This is a genomic window from Psychrobacter sp. DM4 (assembly GCF_051307035.1).
Classification (GTDB): domain Bacteria; phylum Pseudomonadota; class Gammaproteobacteria; order Pseudomonadales; family Moraxellaceae; genus Psychrobacter.
This window is the reverse complement of record NZ_CP195536.1, coordinates 2651800-2671158: the sequence shown is the minus strand read 5'-3', so window position 1 is coordinate 2671158 and position 19359 is coordinate 2651800. Positions and strand designations below refer to the sequence as shown.

At 45.1% G+C, this 19359-nt stretch carries 17 protein-coding genes and 1 tRNA gene; 9 read left to right on the top strand and 9 right to left on the bottom strand.

Annotated elements, in window-relative coordinates:
* Positions 1-104: 104 nt before the first annotated feature.
* The 3 genes from ACR64G_RS11455 to ACR64G_RS11445 all read left to right on the top strand — a co-directional run bounded on the left by ACR64G_RS11455 (position 105) and on the right by ACR64G_RS11445 (position 3792).
* On the top strand, positions 105-1568 hold the full coding sequence (locus ACR64G_RS11455; protein WP_435979411.1) for a UDP-N-acetylmuramoyl-tripeptide--D-alanyl-D-alanine ligase: 1464 nt from the start codon (positions 105-107) through the stop codon (positions 1566-1568).
* A 3-nt stretch (positions 1569-1571) separates the two neighbouring features.
* Entirely contained in the window at positions 1572-2690 is a 1119-nt protein-coding gene (gene mraY / locus ACR64G_RS11450) for a phospho-N-acetylmuramoyl-pentapeptide-transferase (protein WP_435979410.1), read from the top strand.
* Between the two features lie 136 nt (positions 2691-2826).
* Complete coding sequence (locus ACR64G_RS11445) at positions 2827-3792, top strand: putative RNA methyltransferase (protein WP_435979409.1); 966 nt, start codon at positions 2827-2829, stop codon at positions 3790-3792.
* Positions 3793-3815: 23 nt separating this feature from the next.
* Here ACR64G_RS11445 and cls read toward each other — a convergent pair whose 3' ends face one another.
* The 4 genes from cls to ACR64G_RS11425 all read right to left on the bottom strand — a co-directional run bounded on the left by cls (position 3816) and on the right by ACR64G_RS11425 (position 8390).
* On the bottom strand, positions 3816-5261 hold the full coding sequence (gene cls, locus ACR64G_RS11440; RefSeq protein ID WP_435979408.1) for a cardiolipin synthase: 1446 nt from the start codon (positions 5259-5261) through the stop codon (positions 3816-3818).
* A gap of 138 nt (positions 5262-5399) precedes the next feature.
* Positions 5400-6236, bottom strand: a complete 837-nt coding sequence (locus tag ACR64G_RS11435; RefSeq protein ID WP_435979407.1) for a YdcF family protein — start codon at positions 6234-6236, stop codon at positions 5400-5402.
* A 57-nt stretch (positions 6237-6293) separates the two neighbouring features.
* Positions 6294-6995, bottom strand: coding sequence for a hypothetical protein (locus ACR64G_RS11430; RefSeq protein WP_435979406.1), 702 nt, complete (start codon positions 6993-6995; stop codon positions 6294-6296).
* A 765-nt stretch (positions 6996-7760) separates the two neighbouring features.
* The gene (locus ACR64G_RS11425) at positions 7761-8390 is read right to left on the bottom strand and encodes a BLUF domain-containing protein (RefSeq protein WP_435979405.1); all 630 of its coding nucleotides are present in this window, start codon (positions 8388-8390) and stop codon (positions 7761-7763) included.
* A gap of 373 nt (positions 8391-8763) precedes the next feature.
* Between ACR64G_RS11425 and ACR64G_RS11420 the strand changes: the two genes are divergently transcribed.
* Positions 8764-9219 (top strand): PaaI family thioesterase, encoded by a 456-nt coding sequence (locus ACR64G_RS11420; RefSeq protein ID WP_435979404.1) that lies wholly within the window; start codon positions 8764-8766, stop codon positions 9217-9219.
* A 55-nt stretch (positions 9220-9274) separates the two neighbouring features.
* Here the strand turns inward: ACR64G_RS11420 and ACR64G_RS11415 are convergent.
* A tRNA-Ser gene (locus ACR64G_RS11415) sits at positions 9275-9365 on the bottom strand.
* A 211-nt stretch (positions 9366-9576) separates the two neighbouring features.
* Here ACR64G_RS11415 and ACR64G_RS11410 point away from each other — a divergent pair.
* The 3 genes from ACR64G_RS11410 to ACR64G_RS11400 all read left to right on the top strand — a co-directional run bounded on the left by ACR64G_RS11410 (position 9577) and on the right by ACR64G_RS11400 (position 11377).
* A complete protein-coding gene (locus tag ACR64G_RS11410) occupies positions 9577-10485 on the top strand; it encodes a DNA/RNA non-specific endonuclease (protein ID WP_435979403.1) in 909 nt (302 codons plus the stop codon).
* Positions 10486-10514: 29 nt separating this feature from the next.
* Positions 10515-10778 (top strand): hypothetical protein, encoded by a 264-nt coding sequence (locus ACR64G_RS11405; RefSeq protein ID WP_435979402.1) that lies wholly within the window; start codon positions 10515-10517, stop codon positions 10776-10778.
* A 215-nt stretch (positions 10779-10993) separates the two neighbouring features.
* A complete protein-coding gene (locus ACR64G_RS11400; RefSeq protein WP_435979401.1) occupies positions 10994-11377 on the top strand; it encodes a DUF2147 domain-containing protein in 384 nt (127 codons plus the stop codon).
* A gap of 185 nt (positions 11378-11562) precedes the next feature.
* Here ACR64G_RS11400 and ACR64G_RS11395 read toward each other — a convergent pair whose 3' ends face one another.
* From ACR64G_RS11395 to ACR64G_RS11380, 4 genes are all read right to left on the bottom strand, one after another.
* Positions 11563-12825 carry an ammonium transporter gene (locus ACR64G_RS11395; protein WP_435979400.1) on the bottom strand — a complete coding sequence of 421 codons (1263 nt, stop codon included), beginning with the start codon at positions 12823-12825 and terminating at the stop codon, positions 11563-11565.
* 78 nt (positions 12826-12903) lie between these two features.
* A complete protein-coding gene (locus ACR64G_RS11390; protein WP_010197981.1) occupies positions 12904-13242 on the bottom strand; it encodes a P-II family nitrogen regulator in 339 nt (112 codons plus the stop codon).
* A gap of 390 nt (positions 13243-13632) precedes the next feature.
* Positions 13633-14487, bottom strand: coding sequence for a universal stress protein (locus tag ACR64G_RS11385; RefSeq protein ID WP_435979399.1), 855 nt, complete (start codon positions 14485-14487; stop codon positions 13633-13635).
* 70 nt (positions 14488-14557) lie between these two features.
* A complete protein-coding gene (locus ACR64G_RS11380) occupies positions 14558-16057 on the bottom strand; it encodes a SulP family inorganic anion transporter (RefSeq protein ID WP_435979398.1) in 1500 nt (499 codons plus the stop codon).
* Positions 16058-16474: 417 nt separating this feature from the next.
* Here ACR64G_RS11380 and murD point away from each other — a divergent pair, with 417 nt between their 5' ends.
* A complete protein-coding gene (gene murD / locus ACR64G_RS11375; RefSeq protein ID WP_435980717.1) occupies positions 16475-17893 on the top strand; it encodes a UDP-N-acetylmuramoyl-L-alanine--D-glutamate ligase in 1419 nt (472 codons plus the stop codon).
* Positions 17894-18088: 195 nt separating this feature from the next.
* Positions 18089-19285, top strand: coding sequence for a putative lipid II flippase FtsW (ftsW, locus tag ACR64G_RS11370; RefSeq protein ID WP_435979397.1), 1197 nt, complete (start codon positions 18089-18091; stop codon positions 19283-19285).
* Positions 19286-19359: the final 74 nt, after the last annotated feature.

The following is a 19359-nucleotide window of genomic DNA, read 5'->3' as shown; positions in this document are numbered from 1 at the left end:
TAGGTGCATACCTAGTATTTATGTACTTAACCTTTAGCCTAATGACCACAAAATTTTTAAGACAGTTTATATTAAAATAGTCGCCATTTTATAAGGTAACTCCTATGACAGCGGACAACGATAACACCCTTCAGTCGCAAGGACTCTACGTCTGGCAAGCGGACAATCTACTTGCCGCGACTACAGCACTCGATGGCCATTGGCAGCTACAGGATGCAAGCGTATCCGATCATTCAGGCTCAAGCGTCCAAGCCACAGCCAGTCAAGTGACGAGCAATCGTATCGCTACAGATACTCGCACGATTAAGACGGGTGATATCTTTTTGGCGCTAAGTGGGGACAACTTTGATGGTCATGATTATATCAACCTAGCAGCCAGCAAAGGTGCTATCGCGGCTATTGTATCGCATCCGACCTCAACGAGTATTCCGCAATTGGTCGTCACTGATACACGCTTAGCGCTAGGACAATTAGCCGCTTTTCGTCGTCAGCAGCATACTGATCTGACGGTGATAGCTATCACAGGCTCTAGTGGCAAGACCACTTGTAAAGAGATGCTCGGTAGTATCTTTGGCAGGCTGGCGCCAACGCTAATCACGCGCGGCAATTTAAATAACGATCTGGGCGTGCCGATGATGCTCCTTGAGTTATCTGATCATCACCGCTATGCCATTATGGAGCTGGGTGCCAATCATATCGGTGAGATTGCTTACACGACCGAAATCGTCCGTCCCGATGTGGCTTGTATATTGAATATCGGGACTGCGCATTTGGGCGAGTTTGGTAGCCGCGAGGGCATTTGCCAGACCAAAGCTGAGATTTATCATACGTTAAGCGACACTCAGTTCGCTATTGTGCCGGACAAAGATGACTTTACCAATCAGCTACGGCGCATCGCTGAAACGCATACGACCAATGTCATCGGCTTTGGTAATACCGATGTCAGCGCCAGCCATCTCGATGTCGAGCCTGAGCGTAGTGAGTTTAAATTGCATGTTGGCACACACGTACGCGATATCAATCTACCGCTGGCAGGTGAGCACAATGTCAAAAACGCTCTAGCTGCCGCCGCTTGCGCTTATGCCTTAGATATCAGTATTGATGATATCGTTACAGGTCTTGAAAACTCGCGTCCAGCTAAAGGTCGCTTAAATAGTCAAATGCTCGGCAAGCACCGCCTAATTGATGACACTTATAACGCCAATCCGCATTCGGTGCGCGCTGGTGCTAAAGTGCTGGCCGCGCAGACAGGGACACAAATTATGGTATTAGGGGATATCGGTGAGCTTGGTGATGCTGCGGTGAGTGAGCATCAAAGCTTGGGACGCACTATCGCTACAACAGGTATCGATGTGCTACTCTGCGTTGGCGAATATGCCCGTTATACTGTCGCAGGTGCCAAAGAAGTTAGTGATATCAACGCCCATGCATTCGATGACAAAGACAGTCTATTACAGTATTTGCAAACCTATTTACAAGCGCAGCAAGCACAGCCTTGTACCGTTTTATTCAAAGGGTCTCGCTTTATGGCAATGGAAACCCTTATCAATGCGTTAGTCGAGGAGTAGGCGGTGTTAGTTTGGTTGTTTGAATGGCTTAGCCAGTATTACTCACCGTTCTCTGCGGTATCATCTTTGACCCTGCGCGCGCTATTAGCGGTTGTGACTGCGCTTGGGTTTAGCTTAGTTTTGGGTGGACCCGTTATTCGGCATCTACGTACCCTCAAGTACGGTCAGGCCATCCGCGATGATGGGCCGCAGTCGCATATTATCAAGACAGGAACGCCGACGATGGGCGGGGTGCTGATACTTAGCGCTATTGGCATATCGACCTTGCTATGGGCGCGTTTAGGTAACCCCTACATATGGATTTTGCTGATTGTCATGATTATCTTTGGCGCGGTTGGCTGGGCAGATGATTGGCTCAAAATTAAGCATAAGAACCCAACAGGACTTATCGCGCGCAAAAAATACTTTTGGTTGTCCATGGGGGCGATATTCGTTGGCGCCTCACTATATTATATTGCTACGCTTCAGCCAGACATAGCGACCACGCGCAGTATGGTTGATCTGCTGTTACCTGTATTCAAAGACTGGGTTATCCCTTTTTCAGCCGTGCCCTTTGGTATTGCCTTTATTATCTTTACCTATTTTGTGATTAATGGTGCCTCCAACGCCGTTAACTTAACCGATGGCTTAGATGGTTTAGCTATCTTGCCAGTTGTGTTGGTTGCCGCAGGTCTAGGCGCTATGGCTTACGTATCAGGGGATATTCGATTCTCAGACTACTTACATGTGCCTTATATTCCTTATAACTCTGAGGTGATTATCGTCTGCGGGGCGATGGTAGGCGCAGGTCTTGGGTTCTTGTGGTTCAATGCTCACCCAGCGCAGGTATTTATGGGTGATGTCGGCGCATTATCACTGGGCGCGATGCTTGGTACTATCGCAGTCATGACGCGCCAAGAGATCGCCTTTGCCATTATGGGCGGTCTATTCGTCGCCGAAGCCCTGTCCGTTATCCTACAAGTAGGCTCGTATAAACTACGCAAAAAACGTATCTTTCGTATGGCGCCGCTTCATCATCATTTTGAAGAGATTGGCTGGAAAGAGACGCAAGTAGTGGTTAGATTCTGGATCATTGCTATTTTGCTTGTGATATTGGGACTAATGACCTTAAAATTACGATAACGGATACGGCGTTAGAATCGTTTAGTCAGCTATTAATAACAGCCACTTTAGATCATACTAAAGTGACTTTTTTATCGTTTATCGATCGCAAATTTTGTTAAGATAAGCGCCATATTGTGCTGATTTAGAGAAACCTGTGTCCTTATTCGTATGCCCTATTTGTCACTCTCCATTAAAGCCTGCGACAGACACTTGGCGCTGTGATGGTAGCGTGCATCCCAAAAAAACCTCACACCCGTTCGATGTAGCGCGCCAAGGCTATATTAACCTGCTACCTGTACAACAAAAAAAGTCAAAAATGCCAGGGGATTCTCAGCACTCTATCGAGGCTCGAAAGCGGTTTTTGCAGGCGGGCCATTATCAGCCGCTACAAATGCTCATTTGTGAGCAAATGACTGGCTTGCTAAGAGCGTTAAACGAAGCAAAAGACAACAACGCATACAATAACAGTGCGTCCGATATTAATTGGTTAGATATCGGCTGCGGGGAAGGCTATTACACGCAGGCGATGGCGCAGACAGGAATGGATGCATTAATAGCCGCTGATATTAGCAAGCCTGCTATCGTAAGCCTAGCAAAAGCTAGCAAAGTGGCAGGTCAGCTATGGTATCAACACGATAAAGACGCCCAAGGAACAGCGAGCACAGCACCTATCTATCCTCTAGTCACTAGCGCGGCGCATCTGCCGTTGCGTAGCAATAGCGTGGCAGGTATTAGCAGTATCTTTAGCCCAATATTGCCAGCTGCTTTTGCTGAAGTACTGCAAGAGGACGGTTATTTGATCATTGCCAAACCTGACATTGATCACCTTACATCGGTACGTAACGCCTTGTTTGAGGAGGTGCGCGCCCATGATTCAGATAAGTTCTTGGTAGAGCTTGCGCCCTATTTTACACTGCTACACACTCATCAGGTTAGTACGACGTTGAACCTATCGACATCGGCGCTGGATGATTTACTGACTATGACCCCTTATGCCTATCGCGCTCGTATAGACAAACGCCAAGCGCTGCTGACCACAAGTCAAGACCAGCCGTTTGAGACGACAGCCAAATTTGTGATTTATGTTTTGCAAAAGCGAGTCGGTAGTTTAAATTCATAATAATTTTGCTAGCAAGTAATTCGCTATAGGACAGGTCCCATAGTCGCTACGATATTGTTCCAAATTCTATAGAACAAAGACCAGTTTTCGACCTGTACGTGAGTCACCTCTTCGGAGTCTGCAAGATACTGGTATTGACGCTCAATAATATCAGCGCTCAAAGCCTTGTCACTAAAAATGACATTGTTCTCGTAGTTCAAATCAAAACTACGCAGATCTAAATTGGTCGAGCCAATCAAACTGATTTCACCATCAACCGTCAAAGTCTTGGCATGTAACAAGCTAGGTTTATATTCATAGATTTTGACACCAGCATCCAATAACTCCCAATAATAGCTGCGGGACGTCGCGGCAACGATAAAAGAGTCATTGTTCTTAGGGAATATCATCGTCACATCAACGCCGCGATAAGCCGCCGCGCACAGGCTACTGACCAAAGAATAATCGGGGACAAAATAGGGCGTCGATATCATTAAGGTATGTCTGGCTTGACCGATAAGCGTGGTCAAAAACTGCGGGGTTGTGCCGCGGCGCTGCGTCGGTCCGTCAGCGAAGACTTGTGCGGCAAGCGCTTTAGAGTTGTCTTTTGGCTCAGTAAAATAAGTAAAGCTATCAAGCGGCGTATCAGGATTCTTCATCAGCCAGTCACTGGCAAATAGCATCTGGTTTTGCGCGACGATAGGGCCCTCAAGCCGTAGCATAATATCGACCCACGGCGCGTACTTCGGCTTAACTCGAAACTCAGGATCAGCGCAGTTGCGACTACCGCTATAGCCAATCTTGCCATCGATAACGGTAATCTTGCGATGATTACGCAAGTCAATACGGCTAAATAGCATCACCTGTATGATATTGCTAATTGGCAGCGCTACGCTGACCTCTACGCCTGCATCAATCATCTCTTGCCAAATTTTGGAGCGTACCATCTTACGTGAGCCCATTCCATCGACCATCGCTCTACAAGTGACCCCGCGCCGAGCCGCGCGAATGAGTGCTTGAGCGGTATCAATACCCATCCCATCTATCAGCCAAATATAGTACAGCACATGGATCTGGTCGGTTGCCGTATCGAAGTCTGCGATCATGCGCCGGCTGGTCTCAGCTGCATCGCTCATTAGCTCAGCGCGATTACCGATAGTCGTATGAAACCCTGTAGCATTGGCAGAGTAGGCAAACGGCGCTTGATAGTGAGGGTCGATAGCTTCGCGCATCGTCTTATCGCAACCAAGCACCTCGGGATTATTGCGATACAGATCGTTTTTGATGCGCTCATAATCTTGGGTAAATTTGCGACTTAGATGAATCTCACCGAACAGCCAATAGATCACGACACCAATGTACGGCAATATAAATAGCACAACGATCCAAGATAAGCGGGCAGGCGCTGTCAGATCATGCCGGGCCAGTACCCGCAACGAGATAATCACTAGCAGTATAAAGTGTAGCGTGAGTAGCACATCTAGCAACATAGAGGCGTCCTTTTTATTTAAAGTCTAGTATAACTCACCTCAGATTCAGGCATTCCGATAGCGGTTAAGCCCATTATTTATAGTGCTATACGCGTCTCTAGTGGATCGCCTTATTTTTAATAAGAGACAGATTCAGGCTCAATACTCACCCAACAGCCAACCACTGACAAAAGCAAAATACTCGCGGAACCAAGCGTTGTAGCGAATAGAGAGTGGCGTCATACTGGCAACCGTCATCGGCTGCGTATAACCCTGATGACGAGCAATGCTGGCAGCGCGAACAGTATGAAAGTCGCTGGTGACGATAGTGATAGGCTCTGTGATAGAGACGCCCTGCGCGGCTAATAGTGCCTGACTAAGACTCAAGTTCTCCTCGGTACTCGTGCTTTTGCCTTCTTGCACGATGCGATCAAATGCGATGCTATGAGCCTCGCTTAAGTAGGTCGCCATAATATTCGCCTCGCTACGACTACGCCCAAAACCGACCCCGCCGCTAGTAATAACGATCGCATTTGGCTGCGCCTCGATAATTGGGACGGCAGCATCCAAACGGCTGGCGAGTGTCGGCGTAGGCTTACCATCGACTGTTCCTGATCCCAATATGATAATGGCGGCGACCTCTGGTAGCGGCTGCTGGCTAAGCTTAATTTGCTGCTGCAAAGAGCCGATAAATACACCGAAGCTCATGAGCCAAAGCCCAAATGTGATCCATAGCGCATACCAGATACGGCTCAACCCGCGTTGACGCGTGATGAATCGGCGAATAGCATGCCACCATATACCGTGAGCGACAAAGACCACGCCGATCAAAAACGGCAAGACCGTACCAAAATTGATTTTGCCTACGAGCATTAGCGCCACACAATCAACGATAATAATGAGACCTGTGACGACCGAAACAGTACGAATAACCGCAATAAAGGAGGTGAGCATAGACATAGGACTTGAGAATAAAAAGAATAGGTTCAAAAGCATAAATGGTCATCTACATAGAGCTCGTCTGACAGACGGGTTCTATGTAGAATATACAAACTAGCGACTCGTATAAGTGACCGTTTCGATACCGTTAGCTGTAGGGATAGAGGCTGTTGCCTTACTATTCAATATATCGCCTTTAGCGTTGATGTTATAGCACTCAACCGTGCTGCCATCTGACACGTTAGACAACAGATTCTGTGACGTACTGATACAGAACCAAGCCGTCGCTGGGCTGGCCTGTGTCAGCGACCATGATTGCTGATAACGGCTGATCTGACTGCGTTTACTGCTATCACTATAGACGTTTTCGGTAAGCAATGCACCCGAATCACCAACGCGCGCGACTTTGGGGATATCTGCGGTTTGGGTCGCTACCGAATACTCGCCTGAGCTGTCGGTATAGCCATAAAAGCGCGCAGGATTTAGGCTAAAGTAATTGATACTGGTAGAACGACTGATTACATTGCCCTCTACTGTAGTGACGCTTTCGAACTCAGCACCTTGTACACGCTTACCCTCAAAACTTATGACACCTTTGGGCGTCACTTTGGTATTGACGGTCCTACTTTGGACACTATCAACCTCAGTGAGCGTCTCAGTGCGCGGCTGGGTATAGATATTGAGTAAAGCGGTCTCAACAGGATACTCTGTGATGACTGGACCGCCGCCTAGTGCGACCTCATTATTGGTGATACTGACGCAAGCGCTCAATCCCGTGATTAGGCTCAGTCCTAGGCATAGTTTCAATGTCTTCATAGCATATTCCCTCGTAATAGTAAGTGATTAGTATTGCTACTCACTATAATCGAATTTTTGGCTAATGACATTAGCCAATTCTCCTCGATCTCATTAGTATTACCTCACCACAATAATAAGTTTGCTCTGGCGCGTTAAGATATAACAATGCCCACTAGCACGATGACTACATCGATTTTAACCCTGTAAAGCACGACTACTGCTCGTAGCTAATAGACTGAGAATATTTAACTCTTCATAAATTTATAACCGCTGGCATGTGTTCTAAAGATTAGAGCTATAGCAACATAGGTGAGAGTTTGAATATTCGTTATGACTAAGCACTAAGCACTAAGCACTAAGAAATAAGCACTAAGAAATAAGCACTAAGCCATAAGTAGAGTTTTATGTAAGCTGTGTTAAAACCTAGCCTACGCAAGCTGCTTTTTGCCAAGGATGGGCGAGACTTAAAGAGAGTATGTTTTTGCTGAGGATGAGCGAAGGTTAAACAAAACACTATTCTGTTCAAGTGCAAGACGAAATCTGCTCTGGCCGAGGGTGAGAGAGGATTAAGTAGAGCACTGCTCTGCCCGAGTGCAAGACGAAAGCTACGCTTGAGTGAAGGCGCGGTCACAGTCTTAAAGAATACCGTCCTATAACTTGCATATCTCCCACCTCTAAAAGCATCCAGATATCGAGGCTACTTTTTTTAAGCTTTTGCTTTTTGTGTGGTATGAGTTGGGGTAACTTGCAAGCCCACAAAAGCGGTAACGCTCGTCACCAGTATCAAGAGATCACATCATACTTAAATAGTAAAGCTGCCGCACTAGAGCAAATCAGTAAACCTAGAAATATATAAAATAAAATATTGTCACGAGCCAGCGTTTTTTCGACGTTAGAATACCCTAAAGTATCAAAGGTAATGTAGTCTTGATTGAGATCAGAAGAATTAAGCCTTTTTATAGAGTCGATGAAATGCTCAACGAACCAAGAGGGCCAGTGTTCAGGTTTAAACGGTGAGATATCACTGAGCTTGGTATGATTTGAGAACTTCTCCCAGTTACTATCTCCAAGATTGAGACTGTGCATACGCCAATCTGTAAAGCTATAACGGCTCACCTTTTTGGCAAAAACGACGCCCACATCTTTATGATTAGCATCTTTGAAGATTCTTTGCATAAGAGAAGAGACAACCTCCTTTGTCCCCTCTAAACATTGCAAAAAGCTCTCGTTGTTATTGCACAAAAACCCTGCAATGTTATTATTCTTGTTAAAGGATTCAGAATGACTTTGTATATGCTTGAACACAGAGTCATCAACCGTATTGATGCCACTGATATATATCAATCGTATAAGCGAGTTTGAGGGCGTCTCTCGCATATATCCTTGTAGCATGTCGTAGCTGGATAGTCTCATGTCTGTATATATCTCAAATATTAATTCTTGTATTTAGTCGGTATCTTGCTTGTTATTTCAAAGTTTGCATAGGCGCAAATTCAATCTTATCGTACAAAAAATAATAGTGGTCGTCCAGATTGAGGCATACTTGGCTAGCGTTGATGAGAGGGTATGCTTAAAAACTTATAAATAGTAAGGTCAGTATCATATTTGGTGCTTATTAACGCAAGTGATGTCAACTTACACAGATCGAAAGCATAGGCTAGAGAGTATGGCAAAGCTGTATTTATATCACTAATAGCAACACGATGAACAGCAATACATTGATGAGCAGACTGTCCTTAATCATAAGGAATAGCTTACAACAAGCATAATCAAACAAGGAGCACGTATGTCCGCTAGCAAAGAAGAGATCATCGCCTTTATGGCACAAGAGTTCCCTCAAGTTGGGTACAAGGTTGAACGAGTCTATGAGAATGGCGCGATACTATCGCGTGAAATAGGAACAAACGAGTTGCGTCCTGGAGGTACTGTCTCTGGTCCTGTGATGATGAGCATCGCTGATGTCGCCATTTATATTGCGATACTGGGTAGAATTGGTATTGTACCGCTAACCGTGACGACGAGCCTTAGTATTAATTTTTTGCGCAGACCATCCTCGCAGGCACGCATTATCGCTGACTGTACATTGATGAAAGTAGGGCGCACACTGATAGTTGGCGAAGTATCTTTATATTCAGAAGGCTCTGATGATATGGTCGCCCATGTTGTCGGCACTTATTCTGTACCGCCAAGCTCTGTAACGCACAGACATGATGAGACAACCGCTGTAAAGTCGGCTTTATGATAAAAGGGTATTTATAGAGGGTGGTGTAAAACAGGAGTTTTTGGCAGAAAATAAATGGCGGTGACGGAGAGATTCGAACTCTCGATACGCTATGAACGTATACACACTTTCCAGGCGTGCGGTTTCAGCCACTCACCCACGTCACCATTATTAATACGCTAAAAGTAGACCGTTTATTTTGATAAATAAATCGACAGCTTATTTCAGACGGCTCATTATAGCGGACGCGCGCCTGAATGTCACTGACAAATAACTGCCTTTATGTTTTACACCAAGGTTTTGGGCGCTTATCTTTCTTTATTATCGTCTGCCTGCTAGGATAGCCTAAGGTTAAAGGTTACGACTAGAGGTTTAGAGATGGTTGATAGGCAAGTGACAGGCGTCATTAAGCAGAAAAGTAATGTCAAAAGTCGTATAGTAGTGATGCTAATCAGTCTTATCACGAGTATAAGCGTCGTTTATGCAGAGGACTTATCAGCGTGTAGTGGGTCATTTTACGGTGGCATCTATCCTGAATTTATCAATAACAGGCTCAGTCAAAAAACGCAGCCCCTCTGTATGGATGGATTTGCGGTTATGTACTCTGGTGTTTCACGTACACCGTTATGGTCAGCTGAGTATTTGACGCGTGATCGTCTAAATCAAGCCAAAGAGATTGACCGCGAAGATAGCTTTCACGAAGAGAGTCGTCTGCCCAAATCTGCTCGCGCCTCTCTCGATGACTACTCAGGGTCGGGTTATGATCGCGGACATCTAGCGCCCAATGCTGATATGGCAACGCGCTCTCAGCAGTATGACAGCTTTAGTCTTGCCAATATTGCCCCGCAGTCACCGCGTAATAATCGCTATATTTGGCGCAATGTTGAGTCAGCCACGCGTTATCTCACTCAGCAATATGGCGAAGTATATACGCTTACAGGTGTTGCTTTTACTGATAAGACAGCCAAGCAACTGGGTGGACAAGTGTTAGTACCTAGTCATTTTTTCAAAGCCGTATACATTCCTGCTATCAATCAAGCGGGCGTCTATTATGCGCCAAATGATGAGTCAGAGCGCATCGATATCATTAGTATTGATGAGCTGGCGATACAGACGGGTATTGATGTCCTACCTATGCTCGATTATCAAGTCAAATCACAAGCTATGGCACTACCTCTAAAAGCAGGTGAAGATATAGAAGAGTCGCAGCTACCGAGCGATGAGCCAGTATGGATGCTGTTTGTTTGGGCGCTTATTGACTGGTTGGTAGCGCAGTTGCAAGCATAACCCCTGTACATTGATCAATAGGAGAGACCATGATTGAGCCTTTTGCGAACAATCATCAGAGCATGCAAATTGGTGGGCTAACTATCGAAAACCAAAGAGATAAAATTACTATCTATGGTGATATAGATATAAGGTTCGATGAGCTAGGATATGAGCAAGCCCAAAAATTACATGAGCTGACGAGCAAGGTATTGCAAGCATTTAAAGACGATGATAGCTACAGCAATCAAGAGAAAGAGTCAAAACATATAAATGACCAATCAGACAAAAACATTGATAATCCTTTTTTGTAACTATTTGATATAGTTCTGATTTTATAGTAATAATTATCTATAAAAAAATTACTATCCAAAGTTTTAAAAATGCTTATAATAAGCCAAGTCATCGCTATGGTGCTGAATATTTTATAAGTGATTTGAGAGTAGAGCTTCAAATCCAGAGATTTATAGCAAGGATAAGCACGTAATCATAGCGTTTTGAACCATCATCGTACGAAGGGAATCGATTTATGAAATTATTAACCAAAACCGCAATAGCTGCAGCTGGCATCAGCATGGCAACGATGGCATTTGCCGCTGATCCGTTACACAATACTTCTTGGCAGACTTATGACGACGGCCAGCCAAAAGGCATCGTCAAGATTACTGAGTCTAACGGTGTATTGACAGGTAAACTTGTCAGTACAGTATCTTCTAAAGGCCAAAAGCATGTTGGTAAAACCATCATCAAAGGTCTAAAAGCTGATGGCGGCGGCAAATATAGCGGCGGTACGATTACTGATCCTGAAAAAGGCAAAGACTATCGTATGACAGCCAATTTAAGTGGCAGCACTCTAGACCTAAAAGGTTACATTGGACCATTCTCACGTAGCCAAACGTGGAAAAAGAAATAAACCTGTAGCTTATACTATTTGGTTTAAGTCAAACTAAAAATCCCGCATTACCGAAAGGTTTTGCGGGATTTTTTATGGGTATCTTACTCTGTAGTTTAGAATGTTCAAATATTTTAAAATCCAAATAGTGAGCGCCGACACTACCTAAGTAGTTTCGGCGTCAATACTGTATTGTAGAATAAATATTATTTTGTAAATTCAGGATATGCTTCCATCCCGCACTCAGCGATATCTGCGCCTTCATACTCATCTTCTTCTGAGATACGTAGACCGACAACTGCTTTTATAATCATCCAAACAATCAAGCTTGCGACAAACACCCAAGCAAATATCGTGGCAGCGCCTGCGATTTGACCGATAAAACTAGCTGCTGGATTGGTAATAGGAACGATAAGTAAGCCAAATAGACCGACAACACCATGAACAGAGATTGCACCGACAGGATCATCTATCTTAATCTTATCCAAGGCTAAAATTGAAAGTACAACAATCACCCCTGCTACTACACCGAAAAGCGTTGCTTGCAGTGCTGAAGGCGTTGAAGGTTCAGCAGTGATAGCGACTAGTCCCGCCAAGGCACCATTTAAGAGCATCGTTAAATCCGCTTTGCCAAATATTAAACGTGCAAGTATCAAGGCACCAATAGCACCACCCGCTGCTGCTGCATTAGTGTTCAAGAACACCATAGCGACTGTATTAGCGCTAGCAATATCACCAAGCTTAAGTACCGATCCGCCATTGAATCCAAACCAGCCCATCCACAGGATAAGCGTTCCTAAAGCTGCTAAAGGTAAGTTAGCTCCGGGAATAGCTCGTATCTCACCATGGCTACCATATTTACCTTTACGTGCTCCTAACAATAATACGCCTGCTAATGCTGCCGCAGCGCCTGCCATGTGTACAATGCCTGAGCCTGCAAAGTCAGAAAATCCGAGATCACCTAAGTTAAAGAGTCCAAAGACATCATTGCCACCCCAAGTCCAGCTACCTTCCATGGGATAGATGAAACCTGTCATCACGACTGCAAACAGTAAGAAAGACCAAAGTTTCATGCGCTCAGCAACTGCTCCTGAGACAATCGACATACAAGTTGCTACGAACACAACTTGAAAGAAAAAGTCGGACGCGGCTGAATAGACAGAATCGCCACCAAAGCCATTTTCGGCTGAGGCTGCTAAAGCGTCTTCTACTACAGTATCTCCGCCAGCAATTGAGCTCAAGAAGAAATCGCCACCATACATAAGGGCATAGCCGCATACCATGTACATAATGCAAGCAACCGCAAAAAGTGAAATGTTCTTAGTTAATATCTCGACGGTATTCTTTGATCGTACTAGGCCTGCTTCCAACATCGTGAAGCCTGCTGCCATCCACATGACGAGCGCTCCACACATCAAAAAATAAAACGTGTCAATTGCGTACTGAAGCTCAAAAATTTGGCTTTGCATGTTAATTCCCCCTTGAATTTATGCAATATAGATCTTTATATTTTCTACAACTCTATGTTTGTAGGGTAGTCATGCGCTCTAAATAGCGTCAGGACCAGTCTCACCTGTGCGAATACGTATCACCTGCTCAAGGGCTGTGACAAATATCTTGCCATCACCAATTTTGCCTGTGCTTGCGATACGAGTAATGGCTTCGATAGCAGGCTCAACCATCTCGTCGATGACCGCTACTTCTACTTTAACCTTAGGTAAAAAGTCCACCACATATTCTGCGCCGCGATAGAGCTCGGTATGGCCTTTTTGACGACCAAAACCTTTGACCTCAGTTACGGTGACACCTTTGACACCGATGTCAGAGAGTGCTTCACGCACATCGTCTAGCTTGAATGGTTTTAAAATCGCAGTGATTAGCTTCATAAAAAATTCCTTATATGAGTAATGCCGTCAGCTGATAGTGTTATAGCGTTACGCCATATCTATAATCTGTAAGTAGACATTCAAGAACCGTGCCAAGCCTACTCAAGGAGGAGGTAGGATTGTGGCTTAGTCTTATGAACAACCCTGTTATGACAAGATATAATGCTTGTATAGATAGCACCTGCGATACTATAACAAGCGTGATAAATACAAGCATAATGAATCAGATGCCGACGTAAAAAAAACGAGTCGTTTATTATAACCAACTTTTGATGTGCATGGGGAAGCTATCAGTGATGATTTGCTAAAACATCACAGAGACAAAGGTAATGAATAAGCTCTTTTAAAATGGACTTAAAGAAAAGGTGGCATGCCTAGTCGTCAATAGGTCTACGCCTTTGGGAAGAGTAGATACGGGGTTTTGGTGCTTACTAGTAGCTTTTCGGTATCGCTACCACGCAGCAGCTCGCGTAAGCGAGATTGACCAAAAGCACCGGTCATCAATAGACCTATATCATTTTCACTTTGATAATAGTGTAAGGCGGCGCTGACATCGCGGCTATCTAGCAACGCTTTTTTGCAACAGATGCCTGCTTGCTTGAGACGCGCGTAGGCTTCACGCAAAGCGTCGCAATTGGCTGAGGTTTCTTTGCCGACCATAACAATATGAATAGTTAATGAACGCACCAGTGGCGTTTTGCAAAGCCAATCGAGTAATTTATGAGAAGTCGCACGATTATCAAAGGCAAATAGCGCTGTGGTAGGGGGCAAAAATGGTGCATGAGTCACCAAAATGGGGCAGTGACTAAGACGAATCAGCTGGCTGAGCTTTGATTTACAAGTCACATGATGGCCGATAACGATCAGTTGAGATTTTTCATCGACATAATCGATGCTTTGGTTAAGGTTCTCATGTCGATGCAATGTATAAGTTTTGCGTTTATGCTGCTGCTGCTCGCAGTAAGCAGTCGCTTGATGGAGTAGCAGCTTGCCTTGAGCTTTAAGTTCACAGTTACTCAAATGTTCATGGCTTGTAAATTGATCAAGCATGGCGCTTTCGTTATCGATAGTCAGACAACCTGAGTAGTTAATCGCCGCTTTTTGTTGTAGCGTTGGCACTGAGTGCAACAGACCAACGGGCGCTTGCATACGCATGGACGCCCACATACTAGCATCTAATACGGCTTGCACATGATCAGGACAATCTAGGCAAGCAATAACACTATCAGGCTTTAAGTTACTCATAAGACAACCACATCATTTTAATAAAATACGGTTAGCGCTAAAGACGTCTTGCACATACTTTAAACAGGCTTTAATCCAGCAAGCCAATATCGCGTCTATCATGGACAGAAAAGCGATCGATCAAGGTTCGACTGGCGCTGTTTAGTCCAACTACTTTGACATCTATGCCTTCACGTTGCAAGCGCATCACCAGCTTGTCCAAAGTATCGACAGCACTAACATCCCAAAAGTGCGCCTGACTGACATCAATCTCAATCTTATCGAGCGCCTCTTTGCTATCGAAGCTGTCGATAAACTGCGTAGTTGAGGCAAAAAAGACTTGTCCTTGGACATAATAATAACGAGTATTACTAGTATCATCGTACTCACTATATATAGTCAAGAATTGACCAATCTTATTAGCAAAGGCAAGCGCAGATAACAGCACACCAACACCGACGCCATAAGCTAAGTTATGACTAAATACAGTAGTCAAAACAGTCGCTAACATTACGATATTAAAGGATATCGGATGAGTTTTGAACTCACGAATAGACTGCCAGTTAAAGGTACCAATAGAGACCATAATCATCACCGCAACGAGTGCTGCCATCGGAATTAGACTGACCCAGTCACTTAGGAACACGACCATAATAAGCAGCACAACACCTGCGATCAGCGCTGATAGACGCGTACGTCCACCAGATTTTACATTAATCACTGACTGTCCGATCATCGCGCACCCTGCCATACCACCGAACGATCCTGCCACTACGTTAGCAATACCTTGACCACGGCACTCACGGTTTTTATCACTAGGCGTATCTGTCAATTCGTCAACAATAGTAGCGGTCATCATAGACTCAAGGAGACCGACGATAGCCAGCGCTATAGAGTAAGGAGCAATAATGAGTAAAGTGTTCAGATTCAGCGGAATATCAGGTAGCAAGAACATCGGTAGCGTATCAGGTAGATCGCCCATATCGCCAACATTACGGATATCAAGACCCATATACATCGCTACTGCCGTTAGGCCTACGATACAAATAAGCGGCGAGGGGATGATGCGACCAATCTTTGGAATCAATGGAAACAAATAGATGATACCGAGGCCAACTGCGGTCATAATGTACACCGTCAAACCTACGCGCTCGGTTGCAGGGTTGAGCTCAGGTATTTGTGCTGCAAAAATCAAAATCGCCAAAGCGTTCACAAAGCCGATGACCACGGAGCGCGATACAAACCGCATGAGATTACCCAGCTTTAAGATACCCATCACTATCTGAATAGCGCCGCACAGCAAGGTTGCCGCAAGCAAGTATTGCAAGCCATGATCAGCGACTAGATCAACCATAAGTAGCGCCATTGCACCCGTCGCCGCTGAGATCATCCCTGGCCGACCACCAACGAAGCTAATGACCACTGCGATACAAAACGAGGCGTATAGACCTACTTTGGGATCGACGCCTGCAATGATAGAAAAGGCAATAGCTTCAGGGATTAACGCTAACGCCACAACTACACCCGATAAGATATCGCCGCGGACATTAGAGAACCATTCATCGTGTACATTCGTATAAAAAGAGGTCATAGGGTAACTACATACAATTGAAGGTAAAAAAGCACTCATCGAGTTGGGGCGTGTCATCAATTAAATCATTTTTACCCTCATAATCTAATTGATGGCACGCCCTAGAGTGAGGCATTCTGGGATTAAAAATAAAAGCGATCATGGTCAGCGCGAAAAGATGAGGGATAGTCGCCTGACGAGGGATAGTCGCCTGACAAAATGGCAATGTGCTAAGATAAGCGGCTTGTCTTGAACCCCAAATATTGTGCAAGGTCGTTAATTCAAAAAATATGCGCATAATAGCATAAAGTGATGAAAGAGCTGTACCGAAATATGCATAATGGCGTTATGATGCCAAGCGCAGTCACAGATAAACCAGACGTCATCTTCTATATCGTCGAACCCAATTGTCATACTTACTTTTATAAAGGATTCTCTATGAACGCTGTTGCCACAACCAAAAACTTACTTCATAAGGGTAGCGGCTTACAAGTCGTCGTCGGTTTGGGGCAGTCAGGATTATCCGTAGCGCATTATCTAGCAGACCAAGGCTATCAAGTCGCTGTGACCGATGCTCAAGCGGCACCTACGCTTGCAGATCAGTTGCCCGAGACTATCGAAGTACGCCAGTTCGGTGCTGTTGACAGAGAGTTATTACAACAAGCGGCGCGCATTATTATCAGTCCAGGTATCTCCCTAGATACTGAAGCTGTAGCCGCTGCGCGCCGTGCGCATATCCCTGTTGTGAGCGATATCCAGCTGTTTTGTGAGGCGTGTACCGTACCGATTGTGGCAATTACAGGCTCTAATGCTAAGAGCACAGTGACGACTCTGGTCGGACAAATGGCGGTTGATGCGGGTATCAATGTCGGTGTTGGTGGCAATATTGGCGTGCCGGCACTGAACTTGCTCAGCAATACTGATATGGCGCTCGCTGTTCTTGAGCTCTCAAGCTTTCAGCTAGAGACAGTCACTAATTTGAGTGCGCAAGTCGCCACCGTACTCAATATGTCACCTGATCATCTTGATCGTCATGGTGATATGCTCGGCTACCATCAAGCCAAACACCGTATTTTTCAAGGGGCAAAGTCTGTAGTCATCAGCCGAGAAGATGCGCTCACTCGTCCGCTGGTAGCGGATAATCTACCGCGTATTAGTACTGGCATTCATGCACCCGATAAAGGTCATTATGGTCTTATCACCGCTCCTGATGGACAGATTCATCTGGCGCGTGGTACCGAGCGTTTGTTGCCCGCTGACGAGCTACTGATCAAAGGTCGGCATAATTTACTAAATGCGCAAGCTGCCTTAGCAATTGGTGAGCTGGCAGGAATACCGCTTGAGAGTATGATGACTACCTTGAGGCACTTTAGTGGACTGGCACATCGTTGCCAGTATATCGCCCAAGTTGCTGATATCGACTACTTCAATGACTCCAAAGGCACTAATATCGGCTCAACTATGGCGGCTATCGAAGGCCTAGGCGCGGTGTATGCACCAAAAGATGGCAAGTTGTTACTGATATTGGGCGGACAGGGCAAAGCTCAGCAGTTTAGTGAATTGAGTCCTTTAATTAACAAGTACGTCAGTCAAGTGCTCTTTATCGGAGAGGATGCCGCGCTCATCGAAAAGGATCTACGCGCAGCAGGCATAAATGATGACGTTGCTTTGCATCAATGTCAAACCTTGGCAGGGGCTTTTGAGTGCATTCAACAAGTCACTTTAAGTAGCTTGTCGCAAGTACAAGCGGTCTTGTTATCACCTGCCTGCGCCAGTTTTGATCAGTTCAAAGGTTATGCCGATCGTGGTGAGCAGTTTGTTCAGCGGGTTCACGCGCTAGATGAAGGCACTATTTAGATATCGTTAGATATCGCTTAATAGAGGGGTTATTTGAGCGATAAATAATTGTTTTGCCTACTGATTGCTGCTACTGTCAGTTATAATTAGCGGTTCAGATATTAGGGTGTATCCTTAATCTGAACGAACTTCTATTTTTAAACGGTGGCGCTTTATGAGCGTCGTGTTTTTTGTCTGCTTGTGTACCTAAATATTATGGCGCTCTCTTTTTTCTCTCGCTCAAATCGTCACTCGTCATCAGTTACGCGCTCAGATGGGGTTCTCTCTATGCCGTCAGCAGGTGCAATTTTGCTGGCGAGTGTCGGCTGTATGCTTGTGTTCAGCTTATTGATGGTCGCTTCGGCCTCAATTCCATATGCGCTAAGCCGCGGTATGACAGAGCTGCACTTTTTTACCAATCAATTGACCTACATTGGTATAGGCTTAGTGGCAGCCGCTTTGCCGTACTACCTTGTACCGCTCAAAACTTTATATAAGACGGAAACGCAGTTTATTTTGCTAGCGATTACAGGGCTATTGTTATTTGCAACCTTGTTTAGCACACCTGTTAATGGTGCAAAACGCTGGTTAGATTTGGGTTTTATCAACTTTCAGGTGGCAGAGCTTGCCAAACTTGTGATGATCGTCTTTGTCTCTGACTTTGTAGTGCGTCGATCTTTTGAGGTACGTAATGGTTGGGATGGGTTTTTACGTATCATTTTAGTCATTGGCATGATCACGATCTTTTTGTTGTTACAGCCAGATTTTGGTTCATTCGTGGTCATTTTAGGCACTGTGTTTGCGATATTTTATATTGCAGGCGCACCTTACAAGCAGTTTTTGGCACTTGGTGCGGTTGCGGTCGGTGGCGTCATTTTAATGGTGACGACAGCGCAGTACCGTTTGGTACGGGTCATGTCATTTATAGATCCTTTTGATGATGTGCAAGATACTGACTATCAGCTCGCGCGCAGTTTGATAGCTTTTGGCCGGGGTCAGTTCACAGGCGTCGGCTATGGCGAAAGCGTGCAAAAGCTGTCACATTTGCCTGAAGCGCATACTGACTTTTTGTTGGCGATTACCGGTGAAGAGCTGGGGTTTGTTGGCGTTGCGATGATATTGTTATTAGAAGCTCTAATTATCGGTAGCGCAATGCGTATTAGCTATAACGCTCTTAAACGTAATCAGATGCGCATGAGTTATACCGCGTTCGGCATTGGTGTCGTGTTTATCGCACAGACGATCATTAATGCGGCGATGAATATGGGCGCAATTCCGACTAAGGGTTTAACCATGCCCTTTTTTAGTTATGGTGGTTCTTCTATGCTCATCAGCTTAGTTATGGTTGCCTTGCTACTCAAAATTCACAAAGAAAGCCCCACGATTGAGAAGAGTCAGGGACGCTACTATTAAGCACAGCTAGCCAAGCACAATCAGCTAAGCATGGTCATCTCAGTATGGCTAGCAACAATAAACGTCGCAATGAA

Coding starts and splice junctions, on each gene's coding strand:
- ACR64G_RS11455 (WP_435979411.1), top strand. CDS start 105: ATGACAGCGGACAACGATAACACCCTTCAGTCGCAAGGACTCTACGTC.
- cls (WP_435979408.1), bottom strand. CDS start 5,261: ATGTTGCTAGATGTGCTACTCACGCTACACTTTATACTGCTAGTGATT.
- ACR64G_RS11435 (WP_435979407.1), bottom strand. CDS start 6,236: ATGCTTTTGAACCTATTCTTTTTATTCTCAAGTCCTATGTCTATGCTC.
- ACR64G_RS11430 (WP_435979406.1), bottom strand. CDS start 6,995: ATGAAGACATTGAAACTATGCCTAGGACTGAGCCTAATCACGGGATTG.
- ACR64G_RS11425 (WP_435979405.1), bottom strand. CDS start 8,390: ATGAGACTATCCAGCTACGACATGCTACAAGGATATATGCGAGAGACG.
- ACR64G_RS11420 (WP_435979404.1), top strand. CDS start 8,764: ATGTCCGCTAGCAAAGAAGAGATCATCGCCTTTATGGCACAAGAGTTC.
- ACR64G_RS11410 (WP_435979403.1), top strand. CDS start 9,577: ATGGTTGATAGGCAAGTGACAGGCGTCATTAAGCAGAAAAGTAATGTC.
- ACR64G_RS11405 (WP_435979402.1), top strand. CDS start 10,515: ATGATTGAGCCTTTTGCGAACAATCATCAGAGCATGCAAATTGGTGGG.
- ACR64G_RS11400 (WP_435979401.1), top strand. CDS start 10,994: ATGAAATTATTAACCAAAACCGCAATAGCTGCAGCTGGCATCAGCATG.
- ACR64G_RS11395 (WP_435979400.1), bottom strand. CDS start 12,825: ATGCAAAGCCAAATTTTTGAGCTTCAGTACGCAATTGACACGTTTTAT.
- ACR64G_RS11390 (WP_010197981.1), bottom strand. CDS start 13,242: ATGAAGCTAATCACTGCGATTTTAAAACCATTCAAGCTAGACGATGTG.
- ACR64G_RS11385 (WP_435979399.1), bottom strand. CDS start 14,487: ATGAGTAACTTAAAGCCTGATAGTGTTATTGCTTGCCTAGATTGTCCT.
- ACR64G_RS11380 (WP_435979398.1), bottom strand. CDS start 16,057: ATGACCTCTTTTTATACGAATGTACACGATGAATGGTTCTCTAATGTC.
- murD (WP_435980717.1), top strand. CDS start 16,475: ATGAACGCTGTTGCCACAACCAAAAACTTACTTCATAAGGGTAGCGGC.
- ftsW (WP_435979397.1), top strand. CDS start 18,089: ATGGCGCTCTCTTTTTTCTCTCGCTCAAATCGTCACTCGTCATCAGTT.